Here is a 23933-nt window from a genome sequence, read left to right on the forward strand (position 1 = left end):
TTTCTACTTGATTCTAACACTTATCGTTTCCAAGGTGTAGCAATCTGAAATATTTTTTAGATTTTTCTGCTAAACCGTTTATGCGGACTTTCTAGTTCTTGATTGTGTCAAATGCCTGAGCTAAATCGTTTATGAGATCCTGACCATACTCAATTCCTACAGAAAGACGGATCAAGCCGTCCTTTATGCCAGCCTCTTCACGTTTTTCTTTTGGAATAGACGCATGAGTCATGACAGAGGGAATTTCTACTAAACTTTCTACGCCACCTAAACTTTCTGCTAAAGTAAATAGTTGGAGAGATTCAACAAAAGGAATAGCAGTTGCTTCATTTTTTAAAGTAAAAGAAACCATTCCGCTAAAGCCACTCATTTGTTGCTTAGCAATTCCATAAAGTTCATGATCGGGTAATCCTGGATAGTAGACCTTTTCTACTGCTGGATGAGAGAAAAGAAAATCAGCTACTGCAAAAGCATTTTTTGATGTTCCTCCATACGAACACTTAGAGTCTTGATTCCACGCTGAAGTAACCAGCTATCTTGAGGACCAAGAACGGCACCGATAGCATTTTGATAAAATCCGATCTGCTCAGCCAGCTCTTTATGTCTAGTAGTCACTAGACCAGCTACTACATCGCTGTGTCCGCCTAGATATTTGGTGCCGCTGTGGACAACGATATCAGAACCAAGATCTAATGGTCTTTGAAAATAAGGAGTAGCAAATGTGTTGTCAGCAATAACTATCAATCCATGTCGATGAGCCAGAGTGGCACTTTTTTCTAAATCAGTAATCTTTAGAAGCGGATTGCTAGGTGTTTCAAGATAAAGTGCTTTTGTATTGGGTTGGATGGATTGTTCTATTTTATCAAGATTGCTCGTATCTATGATCGTGTACTCGAGACCATTTTTAGTAAGAACCTTGTCAAATAGACGGAATGTTCCTCCATAGACATCATCTCCTAATAAGATATGATCGCCAGCTTCAAAAAGAGAAAAAACGGCATGAATCCCAGAAAGACCAGAAGAAAAAGCGAATCCTCGAACACCCCTTCCAAATCAGCAATCAGTTCTTCCAATGCAAAACGAGTAGGATTACCAGATCTTGAATATTCATATTGTTTAGGATGACCGACTCCATCTTGCCGATAAGTGGATGTTTGATAAATAGGTACACTGACAGCTCCTGTTGTGGAATCTTCACTGATGCCTCCGTGGATCAATTTTGTTTGAATGTGCATGTTTCTTTCCTCCTATAAGTAAATGTTTTTTGATAAATAGCGGTCTGCTGCGTCTGGAAAAATCGTAACGACACGATGACCAGGTGGTAAACGACGAATTTCTCTTAATGCTGCTGCAAAAGCCGCACCACTCGAACTTCCAACTAATAGTCCTTGTTCTCGTGCTAATTGCCTAGTATAGTTAAACCCTTCTATATCAGAGATTGTCTCGATCTGATCGATTGAAAGGGGAGAAAGAAACGGCGGAATGAATTCTACACCGATACCCTCAATTTCATGAGGGGCTGGATCTCCGCCATTTAATACAGAGCCCTCTGGTTCTACACCGATTATTCGAATGTCGGGATATTTTTCTTTCAAAAAGGTAGAAGTTCCAGCAAAGGTTCCACCGCTACCGATCCCCGCCACAAAACTATGGATATCTTCTTTGATTTCATGAAAGATTTCCGGTCCTAACGTATGATAGTAAGCAGCGGGGTTATCTTTATTTTCAAATTGAAGAGGCAGATAGCTGTTCGATATCTCTTCTGCAAGTTTTTTACTTTTGCTGATGGCACCGACGATTCCTTTCTCACTAGGAGAATGGATGATCTTTGCTCCCAATGCTTTCATCAATTGTTGTTTTTCTAAGCTGAACTTCTCTGGAACAACAAAAATCGTTCTTAACCGATGTGTGAGTGCGGCCAGAGCAATCCCAATCCCTGTGTTTCCGGCAGTCGGTTCGATGATCGTCGTTTTTTCATTGATTTTTCCTTGGGCAAGTCCTTCTTTGATCAAATAACTGCCCAATCGATCTTTGATACTTCCTCCTGGATTTAAATATTCCAGTTTTGCATAAATAGCAGAACCTTTAGGCATAGAATAGTGCTGATTGTCAAAGCGATAAAGCGGTGTAGAACCAATAGCTTCTGTAATTGTCGAGATAATCATATGGACCTCCTAAAAAAGATAATAAAAAAAGGAGCTGACTATTAAATCAGCTCCTTGAAAGACATAGAGAAAAATTGAGTAGACAAAAAGGTAAGTTACCTGGTACTCATTCTATGAAGGGCAATTAATAGACATGACAAATAGTATGCTGCTTTTACGCACCATACAACAGCAACGATTCCATTGTTTTTGGTTGCTGACTGTCATGTGTATCCCTCCAAGTAAAATTTTTATTAACGATAGCATGAAAAAAAATAAAAGTCAAAGGCTTGAAAGGAAAAATTTTTTGATAGTATCGTTTACCCGTATTTACTTTTTTTGTCAAATAGTCATGAAACCTTAAAAGATAGAGAATACTCTAGTTTTCTGACCGGTTGTCTGATACAATAAAGTTGATTATGATAAAGAAAAGAAGGAGCAAAAATAATGATCTCAGCAAGTGATTTAAGAGCCGGTATGACATTCGTTCAAGACGGTAAATTGATTAAAGTTCTGGATGCAAGCCACCATAAACCTGGTAAAGGAAATACAGTTATGCGTATGAAACTGAAAGATGTCCGTTCAGGCGCAACATACGATACAACGTTCAGACCAGAAGAAAAATTTGAAAAAGCACATATCGACACAAAACCTGTGCAATATTTGTACACGATGGACGATACAGCTTTCTTCATGGATTTGGAAACATATGAACAATATGAAATTCCTGTAGAAACAGTAGAAGAAGAAATGAAATATATCCTAGAAAACATGGAAGTAAAAATCCAATTCTTCGGTAGCGAAGTTATCGGTGTTCAATTACCAACAACTGTCGTGTTGCGTGTCGTGGAAACACAACCTTCAATCAAAGGTGCAACAGTTACTGGTTCAGGTAAACCAGCGACAATGGAAACTGGCTTAGTGGTCAATGTTCCTGACTTCATCGAAACAGATGAATTATTGGAAATCAATACAGCAGAAGGTTCTTATGTAAAACGTGCGTCAAAATAATGAGCTGACGAATTGATAAGAAGTTGAAAAACATAGCTTGGCCTCTTGAAAAGTGGATCATCCGATCTGCCTTTCAAGAGGTTTTTTGTAGAATCAGCCGATTGAAAAATAAAAAAGTATTTGTTTTATTTACACTTTGAAATACAATTTAATTGAAAGATGTGATCTGTCGAATATTTTGAAAGAGAGGAATCTTTATGGGATTCATCCTATTACTGTTTTTTTATCTTTTGATTTTTTTGTTGTGGGCAATAATTGTAACGCTTGCATTTCCAGAAGTGGCTTTGTACATAATTGTTGTTTTGTTTTCGATGTTCCTTCCGAATGAAATAGGTGGGCGATATATTGAATTATTGGAATTTTTTCAGCCTATCATCCATTATTTTCAACGATTTACAGAAGCGCATCTATCTGTAAAATTATTTATTCTTTTAAGCATTCCACTGAGTTACCTGCTGTTGTCTAGTCTATTACAATTTTATGGTATTTATCCATTGCAGATCATAGGATCATGTATGACGATCATTACTGTTTTTTATTTATTAAATGTTATTTTTCAATTAGCTTTGATTTGGAATATTTTGTTGACAGTTCCGATCTCTCTCGTAGCAATTGGTATCCGTTTAGTTGTTTATCATTCTTTGAATAAGTATTTTCGTAAGTGTACGTATTTATTCACTTTTTTACTCAAAGAAAAAAATGAAAAGAAAGATACTTCTGAGCATACGCAACAATCATCTGATCAAAATAGGAACAACGAAAAAACTTCTTTAGTAATCAACGAGCCTTTTGAACTGGAAGCTTATTTTAGGCTGATCTTAGGTGTAGATGAACAGGCAACAAAAGAAGAGATCAAACATGCCTATCGACAAAAAGTCATGAAGTATCATCCAGATAAATCCGTAGAAGAAAATGCGAAAGAAAAGTACGAAGAGATTATCGAAGCCTATAAATATTTGAAATAGTTTCAAATTGCCATGTTTCCTTTTATTTTCCTACTGCTTGTATAACCAAGACAGCGTTTTCTTTCTCTTTATATTAAAATAATATTATAATTAAATTAGTTTAAAAAGAGAAAACGGAGGCTGAATAATGGAGAAGCATACGACGAAAGAGACACAGAAAGAAAATAGCAACGTAAAAAAACAATTGAACTTTGCGGATAATCATGAATTTATGTTAGCTAGCCAGAATTGTGTCGCTCCCTTTAACCATTTAGAGATTATTCAAGACGGAAAAGTTATATGGAGCCAGAAAGCTTATGCATTTTTAGAAGAGGAATGTCCAAACTGTGCGAATCCAAGTCTTTGGGAAAATGCGCGATGTAACCATCAAACGGGTCTCTTTCGTGTCACTGAGCAAATCTTTCAGTTACGGGGATTTGATATGGCCAACCTCACACTGGTTCTTACTCCAAACAATAAATGGATTGTCTTTGATACATTGATGAGTATCGAATGTTCAAGAGCAGCGATTGAGTTTGCGGATCGCTGGTTTAATGAAAACGGGTATCCAGAAGTGGAGGGGAATCTTGCAGGAATCATTATCAGTCATTCCCATGTCGATCATTTTGGTGGCATACGCGGTTTGTTTAAAGACTTCAAAGTAGATCCTTCTGTTCCGATTTATGTACCTGAAGGATTTACGGAAGCTGCTATTTCTGAGAACCTTATGGTAGGGAAGGCCATGGGAAGAAGAGCAGTCTTTCAATATGGCTCTTCCTTAGAAAAAAGTCCATTTGGTTCCTTATCTGTTGGGATTGGACAAGGACAATCTACAGGCACGATCAGTTTTGAGCTTCCTACTTGTGAGATCACTGAAAATAAAATAATCGCTATCGATGGATTAGATCTGGATTTCCAATTGACCCCTGGCACAGAAGCCCCTGCCGAAATGAATACGTATATTCCAGCATATCAAGCGCTTTGGATGGCAGAAAACTGCACTTGTACGATGCATAATCTTTATACTCTGCGAGGGGCACAGATACGAGATGAAAAAGCTGGTCGAGATACCTTATCGAGGCACAACGGCGCTATGGACCAAAAGCAAAAGTATTGTTCCATGCGCATACTTGGCCGCGGTACGCCACTGAGGAGGAACCAGATGCTATTAACAGGTATTTACTAGACCAAGCACGGTTATATAAAGGAATTCATGATGAATCACTTAAAGCTGTCAATGCCGGGTATACCATAAACGAATTAGCAGAACAAGTCGCTTTGCCAGAAGAGCTGACAAACCAGTGGTATCTAAGACCATATTACGGAACGATTGCTCATAATAGCAAGGCGGTTTATCAAAAGTATATCGGTTGGTATGATTCAAATCCGGTGAATTTAAATCCGCTTCCTCCTGAACGGGAAGCGAAACAAATGGTAAAGTACATGGGTGGAGCAGAGGCCATCTTAGAAAAAGCACATGAAGATTATGAAAAAGGAAATTATCAATGGGCGGCAAAAGTTACGAATTTGGTCATTTACGCAGATCCTGAAAATAAAGAGGCAAGAGCGCTTTGCCGACGATCGTTGACACAATTGGGGTATCAATCGGAATCTGGGGCTTGGCGAAATGAGTACTTGACTGGAGCACTGGAATTAAAGGAAGATGTGGACTTGTTTTCAATTGAATCGGCTGATTCGTCAGAGTTATCGGCACAGATGAATGGAGAAATGTTGCTGGATTATTTAAGCATCCATACTATCTCGACCAAAAAACAACAGACGGGCATGGTAAAGTTCACAGATGATTGGCAACTTTCAAATGGTCAAATCCATTCATTGACAACGACTTATTTCATCGATTACTGGCAAGGAATTTTGACTTATTATCCTATTTCTTCAGACAAAGAGGAGGTCACGCTCATTTATGAAGGAAAAAGATTAGCATTCCTCCAGCAAATGCTTGATTCCTCGGGTGAACCACGAAACTGGTCCATGCTTTTTAAAGCAGATACAAACAACTATTTCAATATCATGGAACCGTGAAAATAGTTGAAATAACTCATAAATTTAAGATATCCGAACGATATGGAAGTAAAAAGGGTTTATCATCGCTAAACAGCGATAAACCTCTGCTGGTATGCAGGAATATTCTTCTGATAGTTCGGATATTTTATTTTTTGTACCCATTTTTATTTTTGTTTTAAAAAAATGTTTCGAAATATACTAGACAATTCAGAAAATTTTGTATAATATTATTCCAATAAAATTCAAATCTTTATCAAATGAAATTCCAATAAAAACGGAAAAAATGTGAAAAGAGGAATGAAAAAATGACAAAATTGATAATTGGCGGAGTCACAGCAAGCACATTAGCAGAAAAGTATCAGACACCTCTGTATGTGTATGACGAAGAAAAGATGAGACAAACGATGCTGTCATTCAAGCGAGGCTTTGTATCGAAGCATTTTGATACAAAAGTGCTTTACGCCTCTAAAGCATTCCAAACGATTGAGATGCTACGTTTAGTCCATGAATATGGATTTGGGCTGGATGTTGTCAGCGGTGGGGAAATCTATACCGCTTTGCAAGCTGATTTTCCTAGAGATGCTATTTATTTCCATGGTAATAACAAGACCCCAGAAGAACTGATCTATGCACTTGAAAATGAGTTGTTGCATGTTGTTGCCGATAATTTGATGGAAGTCGAGTTATTAGAAGAATTAAGCCAACGCTATTCTAAAAAAGTCGATGTCATGCTTCGGTTGAATGTCGGTGTAGATGCCCATACTCATGAATATATCGTCACTGCACATATTGATTCAAAATTCGGCATGAGCTATGAAAGTAAAGAGTGTCAGCAAGCTCTCCAATTGATAAAAGAAAGCAGCTATCTAGAGTTAGAAGGTTTTCATGCCCATATTGGGTCACAAATTTTTGATGTTACTGCTTGGCTAGCTGAAATCGACAAATTGACGAGTTACTTAACCGATTTTGAGCAACCACTTTCCTTGAATCTCGGGGGAGGATTCGGGATTCGTTATACACAAAATGATCAGCCAATCCCAATCGAAGAGGCACTAAAAAAGCTGATTGAATATACGGAAGAAGCTTTGGACAAACGAAAACTGACGATTCGTCAACTACTGATCGAACCAGGAAGAAGTATTGTTGGGGAAGCTGGTACAACACTATACACGATTGGCTTCATCAAAAAGACACCACATAAAAAATATTACTTTGTAGATGGCGGGATGACAGATAATATCCGCCCAGCTCTGTATCAGGCAGCATACGATTGTGATTTAGCAGAAAAATTGTCGGAAGAAAAAACAGAAAAAGTGACGATTGCAGGAAAAATGTGTGAATCAGGAGATGTGGTAATCAAAGAAACTTATTTGCCGAAAGCAAAATCAGGTGATCTTTTAGCTGTTTATTCCACGGGGGCTTACGGATACTCAATGAGCAGCAACTACAATCGAGCGACACGACCAGCAGTTGTTTTTGTCAATAATGGTCAATCAAGACTGGTTGTTCGCAGACAAGCATTTTCTGATCTACTAAGGGGGGAAGTTTCTTATGATCCTTCATAAATATAATGGCTGTGGAAATGATTTTATCTTATTAGATTACACAGAGGATACGAATTATAGTCAATTAGCCGCTTCTTTATGCGCAAAAGAAAAATATGACACAGACGGATTGATCGCCGTAAAAACCGATCCGTTGGAAATGATCTATTACAACAAAGATGGTAGCCGTGCCCCTATGTGCGGAAATGGTATTCGCTGTTTTGCTCGATATGTGAATGATCAAAATAGGATGGATGAACAGGAATTCAACGTAGAGACGTTAGCAGGCACAAGAAAAATTACGGTGTTGGATCCCTCACCTTTTTATTGCAGCGTAGATATGGGAGTGCCAGATGATTCTCCAGAAAAAATCAAAGCTGCACAATCTTATCCAATAAAAAACCAGGAAATAGAAATTGGTGGCGAAAAAGTAACGATCACTAGTTTATTTTTAGGGACGATCCATACCGTTGTTTTTGTTGAAAATGCGCGTGAGGAAGTTTGGAAAAAAAGAGGCGAACTGATCTGTCATCATCCTTTATTCAAAGAAAAAACCAATGTCAACTTTGTAGAAGTAGTCAATGAACAAGAATTGACCGTCCGTACCTATGAAAGAGGAGTAGGTTGGACACTTGCTTGCGGTACAGGTTGCTGTGCCTCTTATGCGGTTGCGAAGGAAACTGGGAAGATTTCAGCAGATCAGGTAGTCGTTCACTTGGAACAAGGAGACTTGATGATCTCTGGTGAGGATACGATACAAATGGCTGGTCCAGCAGTTCATGAATGGACAAGAATATTGGAGGAATGAAGATGATAAAAGGTTCGATCGTGGCGCTGATCACGCCGATGAATGAAGAGGGATCAGTAGATTATGCTGGTTTGGAAAAATTGATCCAATTCCATTTAGATGAACAAACAGACGGATTATTAGTTTTGGGTACAACAGGAGAATCTTCTACACTCACACAATCTGAGGAGGAGAAGATCCTTCAACTGACAGTAAAGAAAGTGGCTGGCCGTGTGCCGGTGATTGCAGGAGCTGGAACGAATAATACGAAAGAAACGATTGAAAAAGCGAAGCATTTTGCTTCTTTGGGCGCAGATGCACTTTTGGTCATCACTCCTTACTACAACAAAACAAGTGATGCAGGATTAGCTGCTCATTTCACAGCAATTGCAGAAGCTTCACCAATTCCGCTTATTTTATATAATGTCCCTTCTAGAACAGGCATGTCGATTCCAATCCATGTACTAGTAGATTTAGCAGAACATCCTAATATCATTGGTTTGAAAGAAGCCTCAGGAGATATGGCTTATGTGATGGATGCCGCTCGATTGATTAGCGAAAAATTCAGCCTTTACAGCGGAAATGATGATTTGATCCTGCCAGTAATGAGTGTAGGAGGGAGCGGTGTAATCAGTGTATGGGCAAATATCCAGCCTAAAATAGTCCATGAGTTAGTAAAAGATATGATGGACGGAAGATGGCAGCAAGCAAAAGAAAAACAATTAAATGCACTTGAGCTGATCCATGCCTTGTTCAGTGAGACCAATCCTATTCCTGTCAAAGCAGCTATGTCATTATTAAATTTACCTTCAGGACCTCTACGCCTGCCTTTAGTGTCCCTTTCGGAAGAGAAAAAGAAACAATTAGCTCAGCTTTTGCTAAGGGAAAGGACGGTTGAAAAATGAAAATCGGACTGATTGGCAGTGGACAGATGGGGAATAGAGTCGAAGAAGTTGCACAAGAAAGAGAAGACACGGTCCTTCTTTTACGGACGGCACCTAAAGAAGCAACTACACTTGCTTTTACGGAACTGCCAGAACTGCTTATTGATTTTTCTCATCCAGATAATTTAGAGATGATCCTTTCGTATAGCTTGTCTTGTCAACTTCCGTTAGTCATTGGCACGACAGGTTATACACAATCACAGTTCCAAGAAATGGAAGAACATGCCAAGCAGGTACCTGTGATGTATAGTGCTAATTTTTCGTTAGGCATCATGGTGATGAACCAACTGATCAAGCAAGCAGCTGCAATGTTGCAAGGCTGGCAGATCGAACTGATTGAAAAACATCATAGTCGTAAAAAAGATGCACCATCTGGTACCGCGAATATGCTTCTTCAAACAATCCAAGAAGTACAAAAGCTTCAGCCTGTATACAACTGGCAAGGACAAAAAAGAGAAGAAAATCAAATTGGTGTACACAGTATTCGTGCAGGTTCTTTACCTGGTGAACATGAGGTAATGTTTGCAGCTCCCGATGAAGTATTTACGGTCAAACATGAATCTTTTTCTAATCGAATCTTTGCTGCAGGTGCAGTAGAAGCAGCGGACTGGTTGAAAAATCAGCCACCAGGTTATTACAAATTAGAAGATTTATTAATGGATAAAGGGGTGTAAGAAACGTGGAAGCTCAAGAAATCATCCGCTACATTCAAACGGCATCTAAAAAGACGCCTGTGAAAGTCTATCTGAATGTAACCGAGCCAATCAAATTTAAAGACAGCAAAGTTTTTGGTGAAGGAAACAGCTTCGTTGTTTTTGGTGACTACGAGTCGATTGCTCCGGTTTTAGAAGCTGAAGCGGAAAAAATCATTGAAATCGAAATCGAAACTGCTGCAAGATACAGTGCAGTTCCTTTGCTGGATATCAAAAAAATCAATGCCCGTATCGAACCAGGTGCTATTATCAGAGATCAAGTGTCCATCGGCAACAATGCCGTGATCATGATGGGAGCGATTATCAATATCGGTGCAGTAATCGGTGAAAACACGATGATTGATATGGGTGCTGTCTTAGGTGGACGAGCGACAGTGGGCAAAAACTGCCATATTGGTGCAGGAGCTGTCTTAGCGGGTGTAATCGAACCCGCATCGGCTAAACCGGTTATCGTAGAAGATGGCGTGCTGGTAGGTGCGAATGCAGTGATTGTTGAAGGTGTCCATATCGGAAAAGATGCAGTCGTGGCAGCAGGAGCAGTGGTTTTAGAAGATGTGGCAGCAGGCACTGTTGTCGGTGGAATACCTGCACGTGTCTTGAAAATAAGTGATGATCAGACAAAAGAAAATACAGCATTGATTGCTGCGTTACGCGAATTATAGAGGAGATGGAGAAAAATGCGCGAAATAGATACCTGTATTGTGGGGGCAACCGGATTAGTCGGACAAACGATGCTCAAAGTGTTAGAAGAATATGATTTTCCAGTAGGACGATTGAAATTATTAGCGTCAAAACGTTCAGCTGGCAAAGTTTGTGTATTCAAGGGGAAGAAACACACTGTACAGGAATTGACAGAAACTTCATTTGAAGGATATGATTTAGCGCTATTTTCTGCAGGTGCTTCTGTATCCAAAGAGTTTGCGCCAATCGCAAGAAGTCAAGGATTATTTGTTATAGATAATTCCTCGGCATGGCGAGAAGATTCGGATATTCCATTGATCGTTCCAGAGGTCAATCTTGAAGACTATACATTGAATCGGCTGATTGCGAATCCAAATTGTTCAACCATTCAAGCGGTACTACCGCTTAAAGCTTTACAAGAAGCCTTTGGAATCCAACGAGTCAATTATTCGACCTATCAAGCAGTTTCTGGTTCTGGACAGAAAGGTATCCAAGATCTTTACCGCACGCAAAATGACGAGGAACCAGCTTTGTATCCTTATAATATTAGTCAAACGGTGATTCCAGAAATCGATCAGCCTTTGGAAAACGGCTATACCAAAGAAGAACAGAAAATGATAAATGAGACCCGTAAGATTCTGCATCAGCCTGATTTGCCAGTATCAGCAACCTGTGTACGTGTGCCAATCGAGAATGGACACGGAGTCTCGGTGGCCGTTCAGTTGCAAAAAGAGTTTACGATTGAAGAAGTTAAAGAGTGTCTCAGTCAGTTTCCAGGAATCCAATTAGAAGATGATCTAGCAGCACATAAATATCCAACGAGCATTCTTGCTAGAGGAACAGATACGGTTTATGCTGGGAGGATCAGAAAAGACACCTCTTTAGAGAACGGACTGTTGTTCTATACAACTGCCGATAACATACGCAAAGGAGCCGCTGCGAATGCCGTACAGATTGCTGCAGCTTTAATGCAGAAAATAGCGGAGGTGGCAAGATGAGTAATACGCTGAAAATAGCAAAATTCGGCGGAACATCGATGTCTCATGAAGAACAATTCAAAAAAGTCCGTACAATTGTTCTTTCAGATCCCAATCGTCAAGTGATCGTTGTTTCTGCTTTAGGCAAACGTACATCAGATGATGACAAAGTAACAGACTTACTTTATTTGATTTATGCCTACCTTCAGCATCATGTTGATTGGACACCCCTTTGGGAAAGGATCTGTGAACGTTTCATTCAAGTAAGAGACCTTCTTGACCTGCAGTTACCTATGGAAGAGGAACTGGCACGCATACAAAAACAACTGGAAGATGAAAAGATAACTGAAGATTATTTAGTAAGCAGAGGTGAATATCTGACTGCTCGACTGATGGCTGAGTATCTTGGTTACCAGTTCATTGATGCAAAGGACCTGCTGTTCTTTGACTATGATGGAAAAATCGATGAGGAAAAAACAGCACAGAAAATCACAAAAGCATTTAAAAGATATCCGAAAATGGTTGTTCCAGGATTTTACGGGGCAAACCCTGCAGGCAAAGAAAAATTATTGGGACGTGGGGGAAGCGACATTACTGGCGCGATACTGGCGAAGATGCTACAAGCGTCGAGTTATGAGAATTGGACAGACGTTTCAGGAATCATGATGGCTGATCCGCGAATCATCGATCATCCCAAAATCATCGAGGAAATCTCTTTTAGAGAACTGAGAGAGATGGCTTATATGGGGGCTAATGTTCTTCATGAAGCAGCTGTTTTCCCAGTTCAAGAGGCGGATATCCCCATCCAAATAAAAAATACCAATGATCCTTTCGCTCAAGGAACAAAAATATCGAATCACGAAGTGGAAAAGGAAAATGGATTGACAGGAATAGCTGGACGCAAGGATTTTCTTTCGATCACTTTATTCAAACGTCATATGTCCGATGAAATCGGGTTTATCTGGAAAGCAATGAGCATTTTTGCTAAACATGAGATATCAATCGAACATATTCCTTCAGGGATCGACAATATCGGAGTGATCGTCTCAGCAGAAGCGATTGCCGATAAATTATTTCTCATCACAAAAGAATTAAAAGAAACACTTGGCGTGGAAGAAATCGTCGTTATCGAAGACTTAGCTTTGATCTCTGTCGTTGGCGGACCGCATAAAGAATTGATCGGTTTATCTGGAAAAGTGTTATCGATATTGAATAAATTAGAAATTCGCACATCGATCTTATCACAAGGAGCACAGGAGTTGAATCTAATCATCGGTGTACCGAATGATCAGTATGAAACCGTAGTGAAGGGTATCTATGAAGGGATGGTGAATACGGATGCTGAAAGAATATCGAATGGCACTCCATCAAATTCCTGAAATCGGATTTCATGAATTCAAAACAAAAAAATATTTATATGAACAAGTAAAAAATAGTGGAGCCGTTATCCATGAAATCGGCGAAACAGGACTGCTTCTTTATTTTGATAATCAACAAGAAGAAACGATTGCTTTTCGAACAGATATCGATGCACTGCCAGTCAAAGAAGAAACAAATCTCTCTTTTGCTTCTAAGCATGAAGGGTACATGCATGCATGTGGTCATGACGGACATATGGCGATGCTTTTAGGGTTGACCGACTTTATAACTGAACACATCGAGGAGCTTATTTATAATGTAGTACTGATCTATCAGCCATCAGAAGAAATTTCCGGCGGCGCACAAAGTGTTATTCAGTCAGGATTGTTAGATAAATATGAAGTACAAGCAATATTTGGCTTTCATCTATGGCCTGGACTAGCGAAAGGAGAAGTTTTTTCTCGACCAGGACCTTTGATGGCACAAAGCAGTGAAACAGACATCATCATCAAGGGCCAGTCCGCGCATATTGCTTCTAGTGAAAAAGGAATCGATAGTCTGGAGGCAGCTGTACGATTTTTGAAGAATGTTTATGATTTTGATCGGCAATTACCGACAGAGTGGAATCATCTAATGAAATTTGGTCAAATCCAAGGTGGAACGATCCGGAATGTTTTAGCTGGAGAAGTTATTGTATCCGGAAGTATCCGTTCTTACAGTTCAGATATGCAAAATTATTTGAAGAGGGGATTAGCTCATTTAGCAGAACAGTTTCACTCTGCAGCTACTATTTCTTTCCGCTATAATGACGGCTATCCAGCTGTAATCAATCATAGCGGCTTATACGCAGCATTGTCGGATTCAAACAAACTACATGAATTAGAGGATCCAGTTCTTCAAGCCGAAGATTTTGGCATATATACGCAACAATATCCATGTGTATTTTTCTTTTTAGGTGTCGGTGATACCCCTGCTTTACATGATCCGACGTTCGATTTTGATATGGATGTTTTAGAAAATGGTGTAGAATGGTACAAAACGATTCTTTTTACAGAAAATCTTCTTGAAGAAATCGATAGCAGTTCAAAAGAGGAGCGAGTAAATAATGATGAATTTATCCAATCAATTTAATCCTAGGCTTTCTAGAATAGAAGTATCTAAAATACGGCAATTCGATCAGCAAATATCGTCGATACCAGATGTGATCAAGCTTACCTTGGGAGAACCGGATTTTCCGACTCCCGAACATGTCAAACAAGCCGGAATAACAGCGATTGAAGAAGACTTTTCTCACTATACCGGAATGAGAGGACTGGAGGAACTGCGGGAAGCTGCTTGTATGTTTCAGCAGCAGCGTTATGGATTAACTTATGATCCGCAAACGGAAGTTTTGACGACGGTTGGTGCAACGGAAGCGATTGCTTCTGCATTGTTATCTGTTTTAGAAGAAGGAGACAAGGTTCTTATTCCAGCGCCTGCTTATTCAGGATATCAGCCATTAGTGGAACTAGCTGGTGCTGAATTGATCCCGATAGATACTTCTGACACAGGGTTTGTCTGTCAGCCGGAACAATTTGAACGAGCATTTGAACAATATGGATCAGCTATCAAAGCAGTCATTTTAAATTATCCTAACAATCCCACTGGGACGACATTGTCTGCAAGCCAGTTGGAAGCAATCGCTGAAGTTTTAAAAAAATATCCGGTATTTGTTATAAGTGATGAAGTATATGCTGAATTGACTTACAGTGGAACGCATATGTCCATAGCTTCTTATCTTCCGGAACAAACAATCGTGATAAGCGGGCTATCCAAGTCACATGCGATGACTGGTTGGCGAGTGGGGTTTATTTTTGCTCAAAAAGCCCTTATTGACGAACTAATTAAAGTCCATCAATATCTGGTGACTGCGGCTACAACGATGTCGCAAAAAGCTGCGGCTGAAGCGCTAATAAATGGAGTAAAAGATAGCGAGAACATGAAAGAGCAATATCAAACACGAAGAGACTATCTGGTCCAGCAATTGGCGCCTTTAGGATTTGAAGTGACTCAGCCAAACGGTGCATTTTATTTATTTTGCAAACTCCCAGTTGTCATTCAAAACGACTCTTGGCAGTTTTGTGTAGACTTAGCGGAACAGGCAAAAGTTGCGTGTATCCCTGGCATTGCATTTGGCCCAGAAGGAGAAGGCTATATACGAATTTCTTATGCTAGCAGTATGGAAAACTTACATGAAGCGTGCAAACGGATCAAAGACTTTTTAACAGAACAGTGATTCATGAATTTTCTCAAAAAACAATCGGCATCTTCGCGGTATATTCTGCAAGCTACCGATTGTTTTTTAAATTTGGTTCAAATGAACGCGTTTCTTTTGATTCATAACTGATGTAATGTTAAGTTTAAATTGTTTAGAATGATTTTAAAAGAATATTCAAGGAGGTTTCATCAATGGAAAAAATCAAAGTTGTCATTGTAGGTGCATCTCATGGAGGGCATCAATCGATCTTGGAACTATTGACACGATACGGTGAAAATGTAGATATCACGCTATTTGAAGCAGGAGACTATGTTTCCTTCATGTCATGCGGTATGGAGCTGTATCTAGAAGACAAGGTAACAGATGTAAATGATGTACGTAATTTCAGACCAGAAAACTTTCCGCAATCCAATGTTCATATTTTAAATAATCACGAAGTAAAAACGATCGATGCAGATAAAAAAACAGTAACGGTTACTAGCGCATCAGATAACGAAACAAAAGAATATCCTTATGATAAATTGATCTTGAGTTCTGGTGTCAAACCAAACAATTTGCCAGTACCAGGGGCAGATTTAGAAAATGTGTACTTGATGCGTGGATACAATTGGGCAACCAAAATCAAAGAAAAATTAAATGATCCGGCTATTAAAAAAATCGCTGTCGTAGGTGCTGGTTACATTGGGATCGAAGCAGCAGAAGCAAGCCGAAAAGCTGGAAAAGAAGTCGTCTTGCTTGATGTGATCGACAGACCCTTAGGCACTTATTTAGATGCTGAAATGACAGACATTTTAGAACAACACCTAAATGAAAACGGTATTGAAGTTTTGACAAACGCCAAAATCGAAGCCTTTACCGGAAACGGAAAAGTGGAAGCGATCAAAACAAGTGAAAAAGAAATCCCAGCAGATCTAGTCATCCAAGCTGCTGGTGTGAAGGCAAATACTGAATGGTTAAAAGGGATCGTCGACTTAGATGAACGTGGCTGGATCCAAACGAATGAATACTTGCAAACGAATCTTCCAGATGTGTATGCAGTAGGAGATGCTACACTTGCTTATTCTATCCCAGCACGCAAAAAAATGCCGATCGCTTTAGCGACTGTTGCACGTAGAGAAGCACGTTATGTAGTAAAACATCTTTTTGAAGAAGTACCAAACAAACCGTTCGGCGGAGTCGTAGGTTCCTCCGCATTAAGTGTCTTCGACTGCCATTTTGCAGCAAGCGGATTGAATAGCTTCACTGCAGCAAAAGCAGGAGTAGATGTACGAGTGTCTTATTATGAAGATACGTTACGACCAAAATATGTACCAGAAGAACAAGGAAATCCAAAAGTGTCCATCCAATTATTCTCAGATCCAATGACCCATCAATTGCTAGGAGGAGCAGTATTATCTACCTATGATGTTACAGGTCAAGGAAATGTGTTGGCACTAGCGATCCAAAATAAACTGACTTTAGAAGAACTGGCAGAAGCTGACTTCTTCTTCCAACCAGGTTTTGACCGACAATGGAGCATGTTGAATCTAGCCGCTCAACAAGCACTAGGAGAAGAACCATTTGTAGAATAAGGAAACGAAATATTTGAAAAGAGGTTGTGACAGAAGTGGTCAGCTTCAAGAAATAAGAAGGAATTGACGGAAATTGCTTCTCAAATTTTTGTGAAATTTCGGCTTATTTCCGTAGAAGCTACTTCTGGAACACCGTGTAGGAGGTTGTGAAAAAGCTGCTCTGCATCAAGCAGTAAGAACAATCAGATAAAAATAGCACTCCATATTTTTCATCTGATTGGGTTTAGTGTCGTAGATGCAAGCTTTTGAACACCGTTTACCAAGAGGTTGTAAAATCAGTGTTTTGAACTGAGTATTAGAGAAACAAACGGCAAAATAGTTCCTCATATTTTGCCGTTTTTTGAGCGAATATCGAGGGTCAGCTGATTGAACACCCTTTGTTCGGAATAAGGAACTGTGACACGTCTCGTGTCACAGTCCTTTTTTTAGTGAAAGGATACATTTCTTCCTTGTATATTCCATGCGTGTTTGAGAGAAAGCATATATAATTTAATTAACAGATAGTTAGGGGGAGAAAGAATGGTTTTTTCAATCACAATGAAACTGGTATTCGGATTGATCGGCTTGTTATTAGTGGTGCGTTTGCTTGGGAAGAAATCCATGTCGGAAATCACACCATTTGATTTAGTCTATACGCTTGTTTTAGGGGGATCTTAGAAGAATCAACCTATGATGACAATGTCCATGTAGGTCATGTCCTATTTGCCATTGCGCTTTGGGCAGTAATGATTTATGGCATCGAACGTATCGTCCAAAAAAATGAAAAAGTCAATCGCTGGGTTAAAGGCGAGCCCTCTGTTTTAATCAAAGACGGCGTCATCAACATGACAGAGTTGGCAAATAACCATATCGAGATGGAGCAGTTGCGAGCAATCTTAAGACAGCAGGAATGCTTTTCTCTTGAAAATGCCAAACATGTTATCCTAGAGAATGCCGGTCAAATGAGTGTATTGAAAAAATCAGATGATGACAAAGCTTTGTCGATCCTGCTAGTGGACGAAGGACAAATCCAGCATAAAGTACTTCAATCCAATCAACTAGATGAATCGTGGCTTCTGGAGAATTTGAAGAAAGAAGGCTATGCAGACGTAAAACAGCTGATTTATGTCGAATGGTCAGAAGAAAAAGGGTTCTACGTACTAAACAAAGAAGATGTGATGCATGAATCTTACCGGATAGATGGATAGACAGAGGTTGTGAAATCAGCGCTTTGACTTGATACTCAAAACTAAGCGACTTTTTCGCAACCTCCACTAAACGGTGTTCAATCAGCTAATAATAAGATCAAAACGCTGATTGAACAGCCTCTCATGTCACAAACCATTTTTTTGTTTCTTTTAACTCAATATGCCGTACGTCTTCCCAAACTATCGGCTGATGGTCGATCATAAAATAATCTTCATAGGCTTCACCAATGAAATGACCTTCAACCTCATCTAAGAGTCTTCCAAATTCATCTGTTAAATTGAGCTGGATGATTACTGCTTTACGAGATAAAAAAGCTTCTGTCAGTATACTATCGATTTCTTGTAATGTCATTTGTTGTTTAGGGAGAGGTTGTTTGCGTGCTTCTTCTTCATTTTTTTTGATACCGTTGACTAGTTCTTCCATCGCAAAAGCGGTCCCCCATTTTAATCCAAATGGACGATCTCGATACTCGTTATAGTCAATGAATTTTTTTGCTGTCCGTCTCATCTTTTCCACCTTCTAATCCACTCATACCACCTGCATGCCCACCAACGAGAGAGCTACGTGCGATGGCGCGTCCTCCTTGCAAGAGACTATGCGCATGGATGATTGATTTAAAGCCGTATTTTTTTCTGATCGTATCGACTACAAAATCAACTTTCGCTTCATTTATCTGCTTCTCAGGATCTTCAAAAAGGTTAAGCTGTAAACCTGTCGCGTATACGAGGTTGGAACAGTTCACACCTATACGCCGAATATCCTGACAGCGGTAATGCTGGTGGAAAATGGTCAATAAAGCCTCTGCTAGATCTCTGCTAGCATTTGTCGCTTCGATTTTTATTTGCTGGTGAAAACCGGTCTTACCATTTGGATCAAGATAACCTAAGGAGTATCCTACCCATAAGCTGACTACTTGTGCTTTTGCTGCAGATCGTCTCAAGCGGGTGCCGACTTGATCGGCCATTTCTTTGATAACAATCTCGATTTCTTCTTGCCTCGTATAATCTCTATCTAGAATTTGACTATTTCCGATACTTTTTGATTTCGGTATATATTCTTGCCCTAAAAAACTTCGATCGATTCCCCAAGCATGGGCATAAAGCTGAGTACCGATGATCCCTAACGTGCTTTTCAAGTGATAATAATCCGCGTGAGCTAAATCATAAACCGAATGTATACCCATTTGTTTCAGTCGTTTTGCTGTTCGTTTGCCGATTCCCCAAAAGTCAGTGATATCTGAGATTGTCCATAACTTTTCTGGGACATCTTCATAACGCCATTCAGCAATCATTTGTTTTCCGTCTTTTGAGCCATTATCTAAGGCTAGTTTAGCAAGTAGTGGGTTATCGCCGATTCCTATAGTCGTGTAGATTCCGGTCTGTTCAAATACATCTTTATGGATCAGTTTAGCCATGTCGTACGCATTCGTTTTACCAAAGAGTGCCATGCTATTTGTTACATCAAGGAAGCTTTCATCAACGGAATAGACATGATGGTTCGCTTCATCTGCATATTTTTTATAGATAGTATTGATTTCTCTGTTTTTTTCCATATAATAGGCCATCCTTGGAGCAACAATATATAAATCACTTGGATAGGGGAAGGGTAAATCTCTGGCACGACTGATATTGGTGATGCCGTATGCTTTTTTTGCTGCAGGACTGGAAGCCAAGATTAATCCGCTACCCCGTGTTTCTGTCGAATCAGACGGATAGGACATTACTACTAATTTAGTTGTAAGGGGATCAAGATCCATTTCCACGCACTCTACGGAGGCGTAAAAAGATTTGCAGTCAATACATAAAATATCTCGTGAAGGTTCTTTTTCATAAACAAATACTGGATTTTGATTCGCCCACATAACAATCACCTCTTCTACATAATTAGAACACACGTTCCCTTTTCGTGTCAATAAAAAACAGCAATTTTCAAATGTGAGCCTTTTGCTCATGTTTGAAAATTGCTGAGAGGTTATTTCTACCTATTTATTTAGCTGTGTTCATTGATTTTTCTATCATACATGAACGGCTTCTGGATCAATCTTTGTTGTCCCATTTCCAATGTGTGCAACATAAAATTCTGGAGCATAGCCGACAACTTTCATATATTCATCATAGACATTGTTTTTGAAGGCAGGTATATTTTCTTCTTTGACAAGAGCAATCGCACAGCCGCCAAATCCAGCTCCTGTCATTCGTGCACCTAAGACACCTTCTTGTTTTTGAGCAGCGTCCACTAGTGTATCTAACTCGATCCCAGTCACTTCATAATCATAGCGAAGAGAGTGGTGAGAATCATTTAGCAGTTGTCCAAATGCTTCCAAGTTTCCAGCTTCTAATTCAGCTTTTGCTTTCAAAGTACGTTGATTTTCATAAACAGCATGACGAGCTCTGCGTATCAATGTATCATCACCGATTTGGTCAATAGTTGATTCAAATTCTTCTTCATCTAAGTCTCCTAAAGAAGAGATAGGCAAAGTTTTTTGCAGACGTGCCAAGGCTTCTTCGCATTCGCTGCGGCGTTCATTGTATTTTGAATCTGCCAATTCCCGACGTTTATTCGTATTCATGATGACGATTGCATAACCATCTAGTTTCACTGGGACCATTTCATATTTCAGCGTATTTGTATCTAACAAAATCGCATGATCTAGCTCACCGAAGCCGATAGCAAACTGATCCATAATACCTGAATTGACACCGATGAATTCATTTTCTACTTTTTTACCCGTTTGGACTAGTTCCAAACGATCCGTTTTTAAATCAAACAGATCTTCTAATACAACACCTACCAATAATTCTAATGAAGCACTACTGGAAAGTCCTGCACCGTTAGGAATTGTTCCTTCCACCAACAACTCAAATCCATGATCAATTGGGTGTCCAGCTTCTTTTAATTTAAGGACCATTCCTTTTACGTAGTTTGCCCAATTTGCTTTTTTATCATATTCTAGCTCATCTAAAGTAAAACTGATGACGCCGATATCATCAAAGTTTGTGGAATAAACTAATATTTTATTATCGTCTCTAGGTGCGGCGACGCCTTGCGTTCCATAAGTGATGGAAGCAGGGAAGACATGACCGCCATTGTAATCAGTGTGTTCACCAATCAAATTGATGCGACCTGGCGAGAAGTATTGTGTCGTTTTTTTAGGGCCGAATGTTTCGGCAAATTTTGTGTTTAAGCTTCTTTTGATTTCCATGATGAGTTATTCCTCTCTTGTTTTGATTTTGAATTCTGTCACTGTTTCAAATGCTGTTCCGGCTTTTAAATGAATCGAACCAAATGCTGAGAAGCGCTCTGCCCCTGGAGCTGTTTGAGTCTCAAATGTGATGCCGCCGTGATGTGCCAGTTTTCGACCACGCATTTCTGGTGTTTCTGGACCGAAATTTGCAGTGAAAATAACCATACTAGAAGCATCTGTAGCGATATCTACTTGGATTTTTTTATCCGGACTAGTCAAGCGAGCGGCTTCTTTATCCAAGCCAGATTCTTTTAAGAAAAATGGATGATCGATTCCGTCAACGAGTTCTTTTTGATCCAAATCACTAGCAAAAACGGACGCTAGTTTTTTAGGCGTTTGAAAATCGAAAGCATTCCCTGCAGTATTTTCTTTTACTCCTATAGGAATACTGTCTGCTCGTAAAGGAGCGTAAGCTTCACTGTTGAGCCAAAGCTCATGTTGATCGATCGCTTGAGAAGCATCTCCCGTCAAGTTGAAGTAGACATGATTTGTCGGATTGAATAAAGTATCTTGATCACTGATACCGCGAGTGGTCACCCGCCAGATATTATCTTGTGTCAAAGTATAACGGACTTCCACATCCAATGTACCTGGAAAACCATGTTCTCCGTCGGGACTTGTAGTAGTAAAAATGACAGAAGCTTCATTTTCGCCATTCAAAATGACATAAGACCATTTTTTTAATTCAAATCCAGGAGAACCACCATGCAGATTATGCCCAGTTTTTGGATCTATAGCTAATTGGTAAGTTTTTCCATTGAGAGAAAAGCGGCCATTTTCGATCCTCCCTGCGGTGCGACCGATAGACGCGCCGATATACGGGTCTTTTTCGATATATTCTTCAGCGGTGTCAAATCCCAAAACTAATTCTTGATCATTTGTTTTTAAACAAACGATCCTAGCACCTAAATCAGAGACAGAAAGTACTAGCTTGTTTTTATTCTCCAAGGTTATCAAATGATAACCTTGGCCGAAATCTTTTTCTGTAATCTTCATTTTCAAGATCCTTTCTTAATGTGAAGGAACTACTGCATCGTGAAGTTCATCTTCCATTGTATCAGCTGGAGCCAATTTGTTTTCTAATTCCTCAACGATTTGTGCATGTTTTTTCTCTGTCAATGTAATCTTCCAAGCAAAAATAATAGCGGAGAAAATCATCAAAGCAGCAGGAGCATAGAATGCATAAGCTTTGAAAGTCGTTACGCCATGAGCAGTGATATCAGCAGCAGTAGCATTACCAGTCATCCCAGAAGCGATAGCGACAAACCCTACGATCCCGTTAGACAAAGCACCAGCAATTTTATCTAGTAAAGGACGAATAGAGAGAGTAACAGCTTCATTACGGATACCATTTTTCCATTGACCATATTCAACAGAGTCTGTGATTGTCATCAAAGCGGATAAGAAAATCAATTGTTGAGGGAAGTAGAACAATACTAACCCGATGATAACGATTGGCAAACTTGAACCTGCGATCGTAAAGAAAAAGTAGGAAGAAATCATCATTGCAATCCCGCCAAGGTAAACATAGCGACGAGAGATGACGCGTGTAAGCATTGGGAATAATGGGACAGCTATTAAACCAAGTAAGGCAGCAACTAGACCAACAATCCAAAATTCAGTTGGTTGGCCAAGTACATATTTGAAGAAGTAGAACAATACGGCAGTCGTTGCTACATTAGCAATCGCATAAGCGATATAAGCAAGGGCAAGCCACATCAATTGATCGTTTTGAGCAACTGCTTTGAACACATCTTTGATTCCGGCTTTTTCATTTTGTTGACGGATCGCAGTATCGACTTCTTTTGTTCCCAAGGCAGTGATAATCGCAGTACCGCCTGAAATAACAGCGGCAATCACACCGAACCAGAACCAACCTGAAGCGCCTTCAATATGTTTATGAGTAACAAGATAGGTAAAGAAAGTAACGATAGGGACAACGACTAGTGTAGTACCATTTGCACCTAGAGAAGAGCCGAAACGAGCAAACGTAGCAAATTTTTCACGTTCCTTTGTTTCCGTGCTCAAAGCAGGAATCATTGACCAAAAAGCGATATCCTTGAATGAATAAAAACTATCCAACAAGATGAAAACGATTGCAAATAATATGATAAATAAAGTCGTATTATGAGTAGCTAAGCCAAAGAAATTGGTAAAGATTGCTACCAAGAGTACAGAACTAACAATACCACCGATAACTAACCATGGTTTGAATTTGCCATATTTTGTACGGGTATTATCAATAACGCCACCAATTAAAGGATCAAAAATAATTTCAACTAAGCGAATACCTACAACTAAGCTTGTAACTGTAGCAATCATTTTTGCATTCGTTGCCTTATCTGTTCCTGCAAACATCTGGCTTGTCACGAATACCATAAAATAAGTGCTTAATGTAACATAGAATGTGTCGTGTCCAAAAGCGCCTAAAGCGTAGGACATACGTTGGATCATTTTGCTTTTCATAATCTGTATTCCTTTCCTGTTCAATATATAATACTAAGTAAACCGGTTACAACGAATAACAAAGATCTTTTAATGACT

At 39.5% G+C, this 23933-nt stretch carries 20 protein-coding genes and 2 pseudogenes; 15 read left to right on the forward strand and 7 right to left on the reverse strand.

The genetic code is table 11. From position 1 onward, the window contains the following. Positions 1 to 91: 91 nt before the first annotated feature. Positions 92 to 1235 (reverse strand): annotated as a pseudogene (locus FTX43_RS06900) (cystathionine gamma-synthase). A 12-nt stretch (positions 1236 to 1247) separates the two neighbouring features. Then, the gene (locus FTX43_RS06905) at positions 1248 to 2165 is read right to left on the reverse strand and encodes a PLP-dependent cysteine synthase family protein (RefSeq protein WP_002292689.1); all 918 of its coding nucleotides are present in this window, start codon (positions 2163 to 2165) and stop codon (positions 1248 to 1250) included. 426 nt (positions 2166 to 2591) lie between these two features. Here FTX43_RS06905 and efp point away from each other — a divergent pair, with 426 nt between their 5' ends. From efp to FTX43_RS06980, 15 genes and pseudogenes are all read left to right on the forward strand, one after another. Beyond that, complete coding sequence (efp, locus tag FTX43_RS06915) at positions 2592 to 3155, forward strand: elongation factor P (protein WP_002289434.1); 564 nt, start codon at positions 2592 to 2594, stop codon at positions 3153 to 3155. A 197-nt stretch (positions 3156 to 3352) separates the two neighbouring features. Continuing rightward, a complete protein-coding gene (locus FTX43_RS06920; protein WP_024635449.1) occupies positions 3353 to 4120 on the forward strand; it encodes a J domain-containing protein in 768 nt (255 codons plus the stop codon). A gap of 127 nt (positions 4121 to 4247) precedes the next feature. Then, positions 4248 to 5285 carry an MBL fold metallo-hydrolase gene (locus FTX43_RS15175; protein ID WP_225620493.1) on the forward strand — a complete coding sequence of 346 codons (1038 nt, stop codon included), beginning with the start codon at positions 4248 to 4250 and terminating at the stop codon, positions 5283 to 5285. Next, on the forward strand, positions 5213 to 6142 hold the full coding sequence (locus FTX43_RS15180) for an alkyl sulfatase dimerization domain-containing protein (RefSeq protein ID WP_225620492.1): 930 nt from the start codon (positions 5213 to 5215) through the stop codon (positions 6140 to 6142). The genes FTX43_RS15175 and FTX43_RS15180 overlap by 73 nt, the downstream gene beginning before the upstream one ends. A gap of 287 nt (positions 6143 to 6429) precedes the next feature. After that, positions 6430 to 7689 (forward strand): diaminopimelate decarboxylase, encoded by a 1260-nt coding sequence (gene lysA / locus FTX43_RS06930; RefSeq protein ID WP_147606924.1) that lies wholly within the window; start codon positions 6430 to 6432, stop codon positions 7687 to 7689. Then, a complete protein-coding gene (dapF, locus tag FTX43_RS06935) occupies positions 7676 to 8476 on the forward strand; it encodes a diaminopimelate epimerase (RefSeq protein WP_002291395.1) in 801 nt (266 codons plus the stop codon). Before lysA ends, dapF begins: the two co-directional genes overlap by 14 nt. Positions 8477 to 8478: 2 nt before the next feature. Beyond that, entirely contained in the window at positions 8479 to 9360 is an 882-nt protein-coding gene (gene dapA / locus FTX43_RS06940; RefSeq protein WP_002291396.1) for a 4-hydroxy-tetrahydrodipicolinate synthase, read from the forward strand. Continuing rightward, a complete protein-coding gene (gene dapB / locus FTX43_RS06945) occupies positions 9357 to 10073 on the forward strand; it encodes a 4-hydroxy-tetrahydrodipicolinate reductase (RefSeq protein ID WP_147606927.1) in 717 nt (238 codons plus the stop codon). The genes dapA and dapB overlap by 4 nt, the downstream gene beginning before the upstream one ends. Positions 10074 to 10078: 5 nt before the next feature. Then, positions 10079 to 10774 (forward strand): 2,3,4,5-tetrahydropyridine-2,6-dicarboxylate N-acetyltransferase, encoded by a 696-nt coding sequence (dapD, locus tag FTX43_RS06950; protein WP_002314500.1) that lies wholly within the window; start codon positions 10079 to 10081, stop codon positions 10772 to 10774. Positions 10775 to 10789: 15 nt separating this feature from the next. Further along, positions 10790 to 11791: an aspartate-semialdehyde dehydrogenase gene (locus tag FTX43_RS06955; RefSeq protein ID WP_002314501.1), complete on the forward strand. Its 1002-nt coding sequence runs from the start codon at positions 10790 to 10792 to the stop codon at positions 11789 to 11791. Positions 11792 to 11799: 8 nt separating this feature from the next. Then, complete coding sequence (locus FTX43_RS06960) at positions 11800 to 13149, forward strand: aspartate kinase (RefSeq protein ID WP_050544164.1); 1350 nt, start codon at positions 11800 to 11802, stop codon at positions 13147 to 13149. Next, positions 13109 to 14260: a M20 family metallopeptidase gene (locus FTX43_RS06965; RefSeq protein WP_002340998.1), complete on the forward strand. Its 1152-nt coding sequence runs from the start codon at positions 13109 to 13111 to the stop codon at positions 14258 to 14260. Before FTX43_RS06960 ends, FTX43_RS06965 begins: the two co-directional genes overlap by 41 nt. Continuing rightward, entirely contained in the window at positions 14235 to 15404 is a 1170-nt protein-coding gene (locus FTX43_RS06970) for a pyridoxal phosphate-dependent aminotransferase (RefSeq protein WP_002336058.1), read from the forward strand. Before FTX43_RS06965 ends, FTX43_RS06970 begins: the two co-directional genes overlap by 26 nt. Before the next feature lie 173 nt (positions 15405 to 15577). Next, on the forward strand, positions 15578 to 16957 hold the full coding sequence (locus FTX43_RS06975) for an FAD/NAD(P)-binding oxidoreductase (RefSeq protein ID WP_002336057.1): 1380 nt from the start codon (positions 15578 to 15580) through the stop codon (positions 16955 to 16957). A 519-nt stretch (positions 16958 to 17476) separates the two neighbouring features. Next, positions 17477 to 18144 (forward strand): annotated as a pseudogene (locus FTX43_RS06980) (DUF421 domain-containing protein). A gap of 121 nt (positions 18145 to 18265) precedes the next feature. On the opposite strand, the gene FTX43_RS06985 reads toward FTX43_RS06980, so the two are convergent. From FTX43_RS06985 to FTX43_RS07005, 5 genes are all read right to left on the reverse strand, one after another. Beyond that, a complete protein-coding gene (locus FTX43_RS06985) occupies positions 18266 to 18652 on the reverse strand; it encodes a hypothetical protein (protein ID WP_002291408.1) in 387 nt (128 codons plus the stop codon). Next, a complete protein-coding gene (locus tag FTX43_RS06990) occupies positions 18624 to 20006 on the reverse strand; it encodes a Y-family DNA polymerase (protein WP_002336237.1) in 1383 nt (460 codons plus the stop codon). Before FTX43_RS06990 ends, FTX43_RS06985 begins: the two co-directional genes overlap by 29 nt. 153 nt (positions 20007 to 20159) lie before the next feature. Then, positions 20160 to 21347, reverse strand: coding sequence for a galactokinase (locus tag FTX43_RS06995; RefSeq protein WP_002314506.1), 1188 nt, complete (start codon positions 21345 to 21347; stop codon positions 20160 to 20162). 6 nt (positions 21348 to 21353) lie between these two features. Continuing rightward, positions 21354 to 22385 carry an aldose epimerase family protein gene (locus tag FTX43_RS07000; protein WP_002336054.1) on the reverse strand — a complete coding sequence of 344 codons (1032 nt, stop codon included), beginning with the start codon at positions 22383 to 22385 and terminating at the stop codon, positions 21354 to 21356. 15 nt (positions 22386 to 22400) lie between these two features. Further along, positions 22401 to 23855 carry a glycoside-pentoside-hexuronide (GPH):cation symporter gene (locus FTX43_RS07005; RefSeq protein WP_002336053.1) on the reverse strand — a complete coding sequence of 485 codons (1455 nt, stop codon included), beginning with the start codon at positions 23853 to 23855 and terminating at the stop codon, positions 22401 to 22403. Positions 23856 to 23933 lie beyond the last annotated feature (78 nt).

Origin of the sequence: Enterococcus sp. DA9 (assembly GCF_008000875.1) — a bacterium.
In the GTDB taxonomy this organism is placed as follows: Bacteria; Bacillota; Bacilli; order Lactobacillales; family Enterococcaceae; genus Enterococcus_B; species Enterococcus_B lactis.

Excerpts from the sequence above, each read along its gene's own strand:
- FTX43_RS06905 (WP_002292689.1), bottom strand. The coding sequence starts at position 2,165 with ATGATTATCTCGACAATTACAGAAGCTATTGGTTCTACACCGCTTTAT.
- efp (WP_002289434.1), top strand. The coding sequence starts at position 2,592 with ATGATCTCAGCAAGTGATTTAAGAGCCGGTATGACATTCGTTCAAGAC.
- FTX43_RS06920 (WP_024635449.1), top strand. The coding sequence starts at position 3,353 with ATGGGATTCATCCTATTACTGTTTTTTTATCTTTTGATTTTTTTGTTG.
- FTX43_RS15175 (WP_225620493.1), top strand. The coding sequence starts at position 4,248 with ATGGAGAAGCATACGACGAAAGAGACACAGAAAGAAAATAGCAACGTA.
- lysA (WP_147606924.1), top strand. The coding sequence starts at position 6,430 with ATGACAAAATTGATAATTGGCGGAGTCACAGCAAGCACATTAGCAGAA.
- dapF (WP_002291395.1), top strand. The coding sequence starts at position 7,676 with ATGATCCTTCATAAATATAATGGCTGTGGAAATGATTTTATCTTATTA.
- dapA (WP_002291396.1), top strand. The coding sequence starts at position 8,479 with ATGATAAAAGGTTCGATCGTGGCGCTGATCACGCCGATGAATGAAGAG.
- dapB (WP_147606927.1), top strand. The coding sequence starts at position 9,357 with ATGAAAATCGGACTGATTGGCAGTGGACAGATGGGGAATAGAGTCGAA.
- FTX43_RS06955 (WP_002314501.1), top strand. The coding sequence starts at position 10,790 with ATGCGCGAAATAGATACCTGTATTGTGGGGGCAACCGGATTAGTCGGA.
- FTX43_RS06965 (WP_002340998.1), top strand. The coding sequence starts at position 13,109 with ATGCTGAAAGAATATCGAATGGCACTCCATCAAATTCCTGAAATCGGA.
- FTX43_RS06970 (WP_002336058.1), top strand. The coding sequence starts at position 14,235 with ATGATGAATTTATCCAATCAATTTAATCCTAGGCTTTCTAGAATAGAA.
- FTX43_RS06975 (WP_002336057.1), top strand. The coding sequence starts at position 15,578 with ATGGAAAAAATCAAAGTTGTCATTGTAGGTGCATCTCATGGAGGGCAT.
- FTX43_RS06985 (WP_002291408.1), bottom strand. The coding sequence starts at position 18,652 with ATGAGACGGACAGCAAAAAAATTCATTGACTATAACGAGTATCGAGAT.
- FTX43_RS06990 (WP_002336237.1), bottom strand. The coding sequence starts at position 20,006 with ATGTGGGCGAATCAAAATCCAGTATTTGTTTATGAAAAAGAACCTTCA.
- FTX43_RS06995 (WP_002314506.1), bottom strand. The coding sequence starts at position 21,347 with ATGGAAATCAAAAGAAGCTTAAACACAAAATTTGCCGAAACATTCGGC.
- FTX43_RS07000 (WP_002336054.1), bottom strand. The coding sequence starts at position 22,385 with ATGAAGATTACAGAAAAAGATTTCGGCCAAGGTTATCATTTGATAACC.
- FTX43_RS07005 (WP_002336053.1), bottom strand. The coding sequence starts at position 23,855 with ATGAAAAGCAAAATGATCCAACGTATGTCCTACGCTTTAGGCGCTTTT.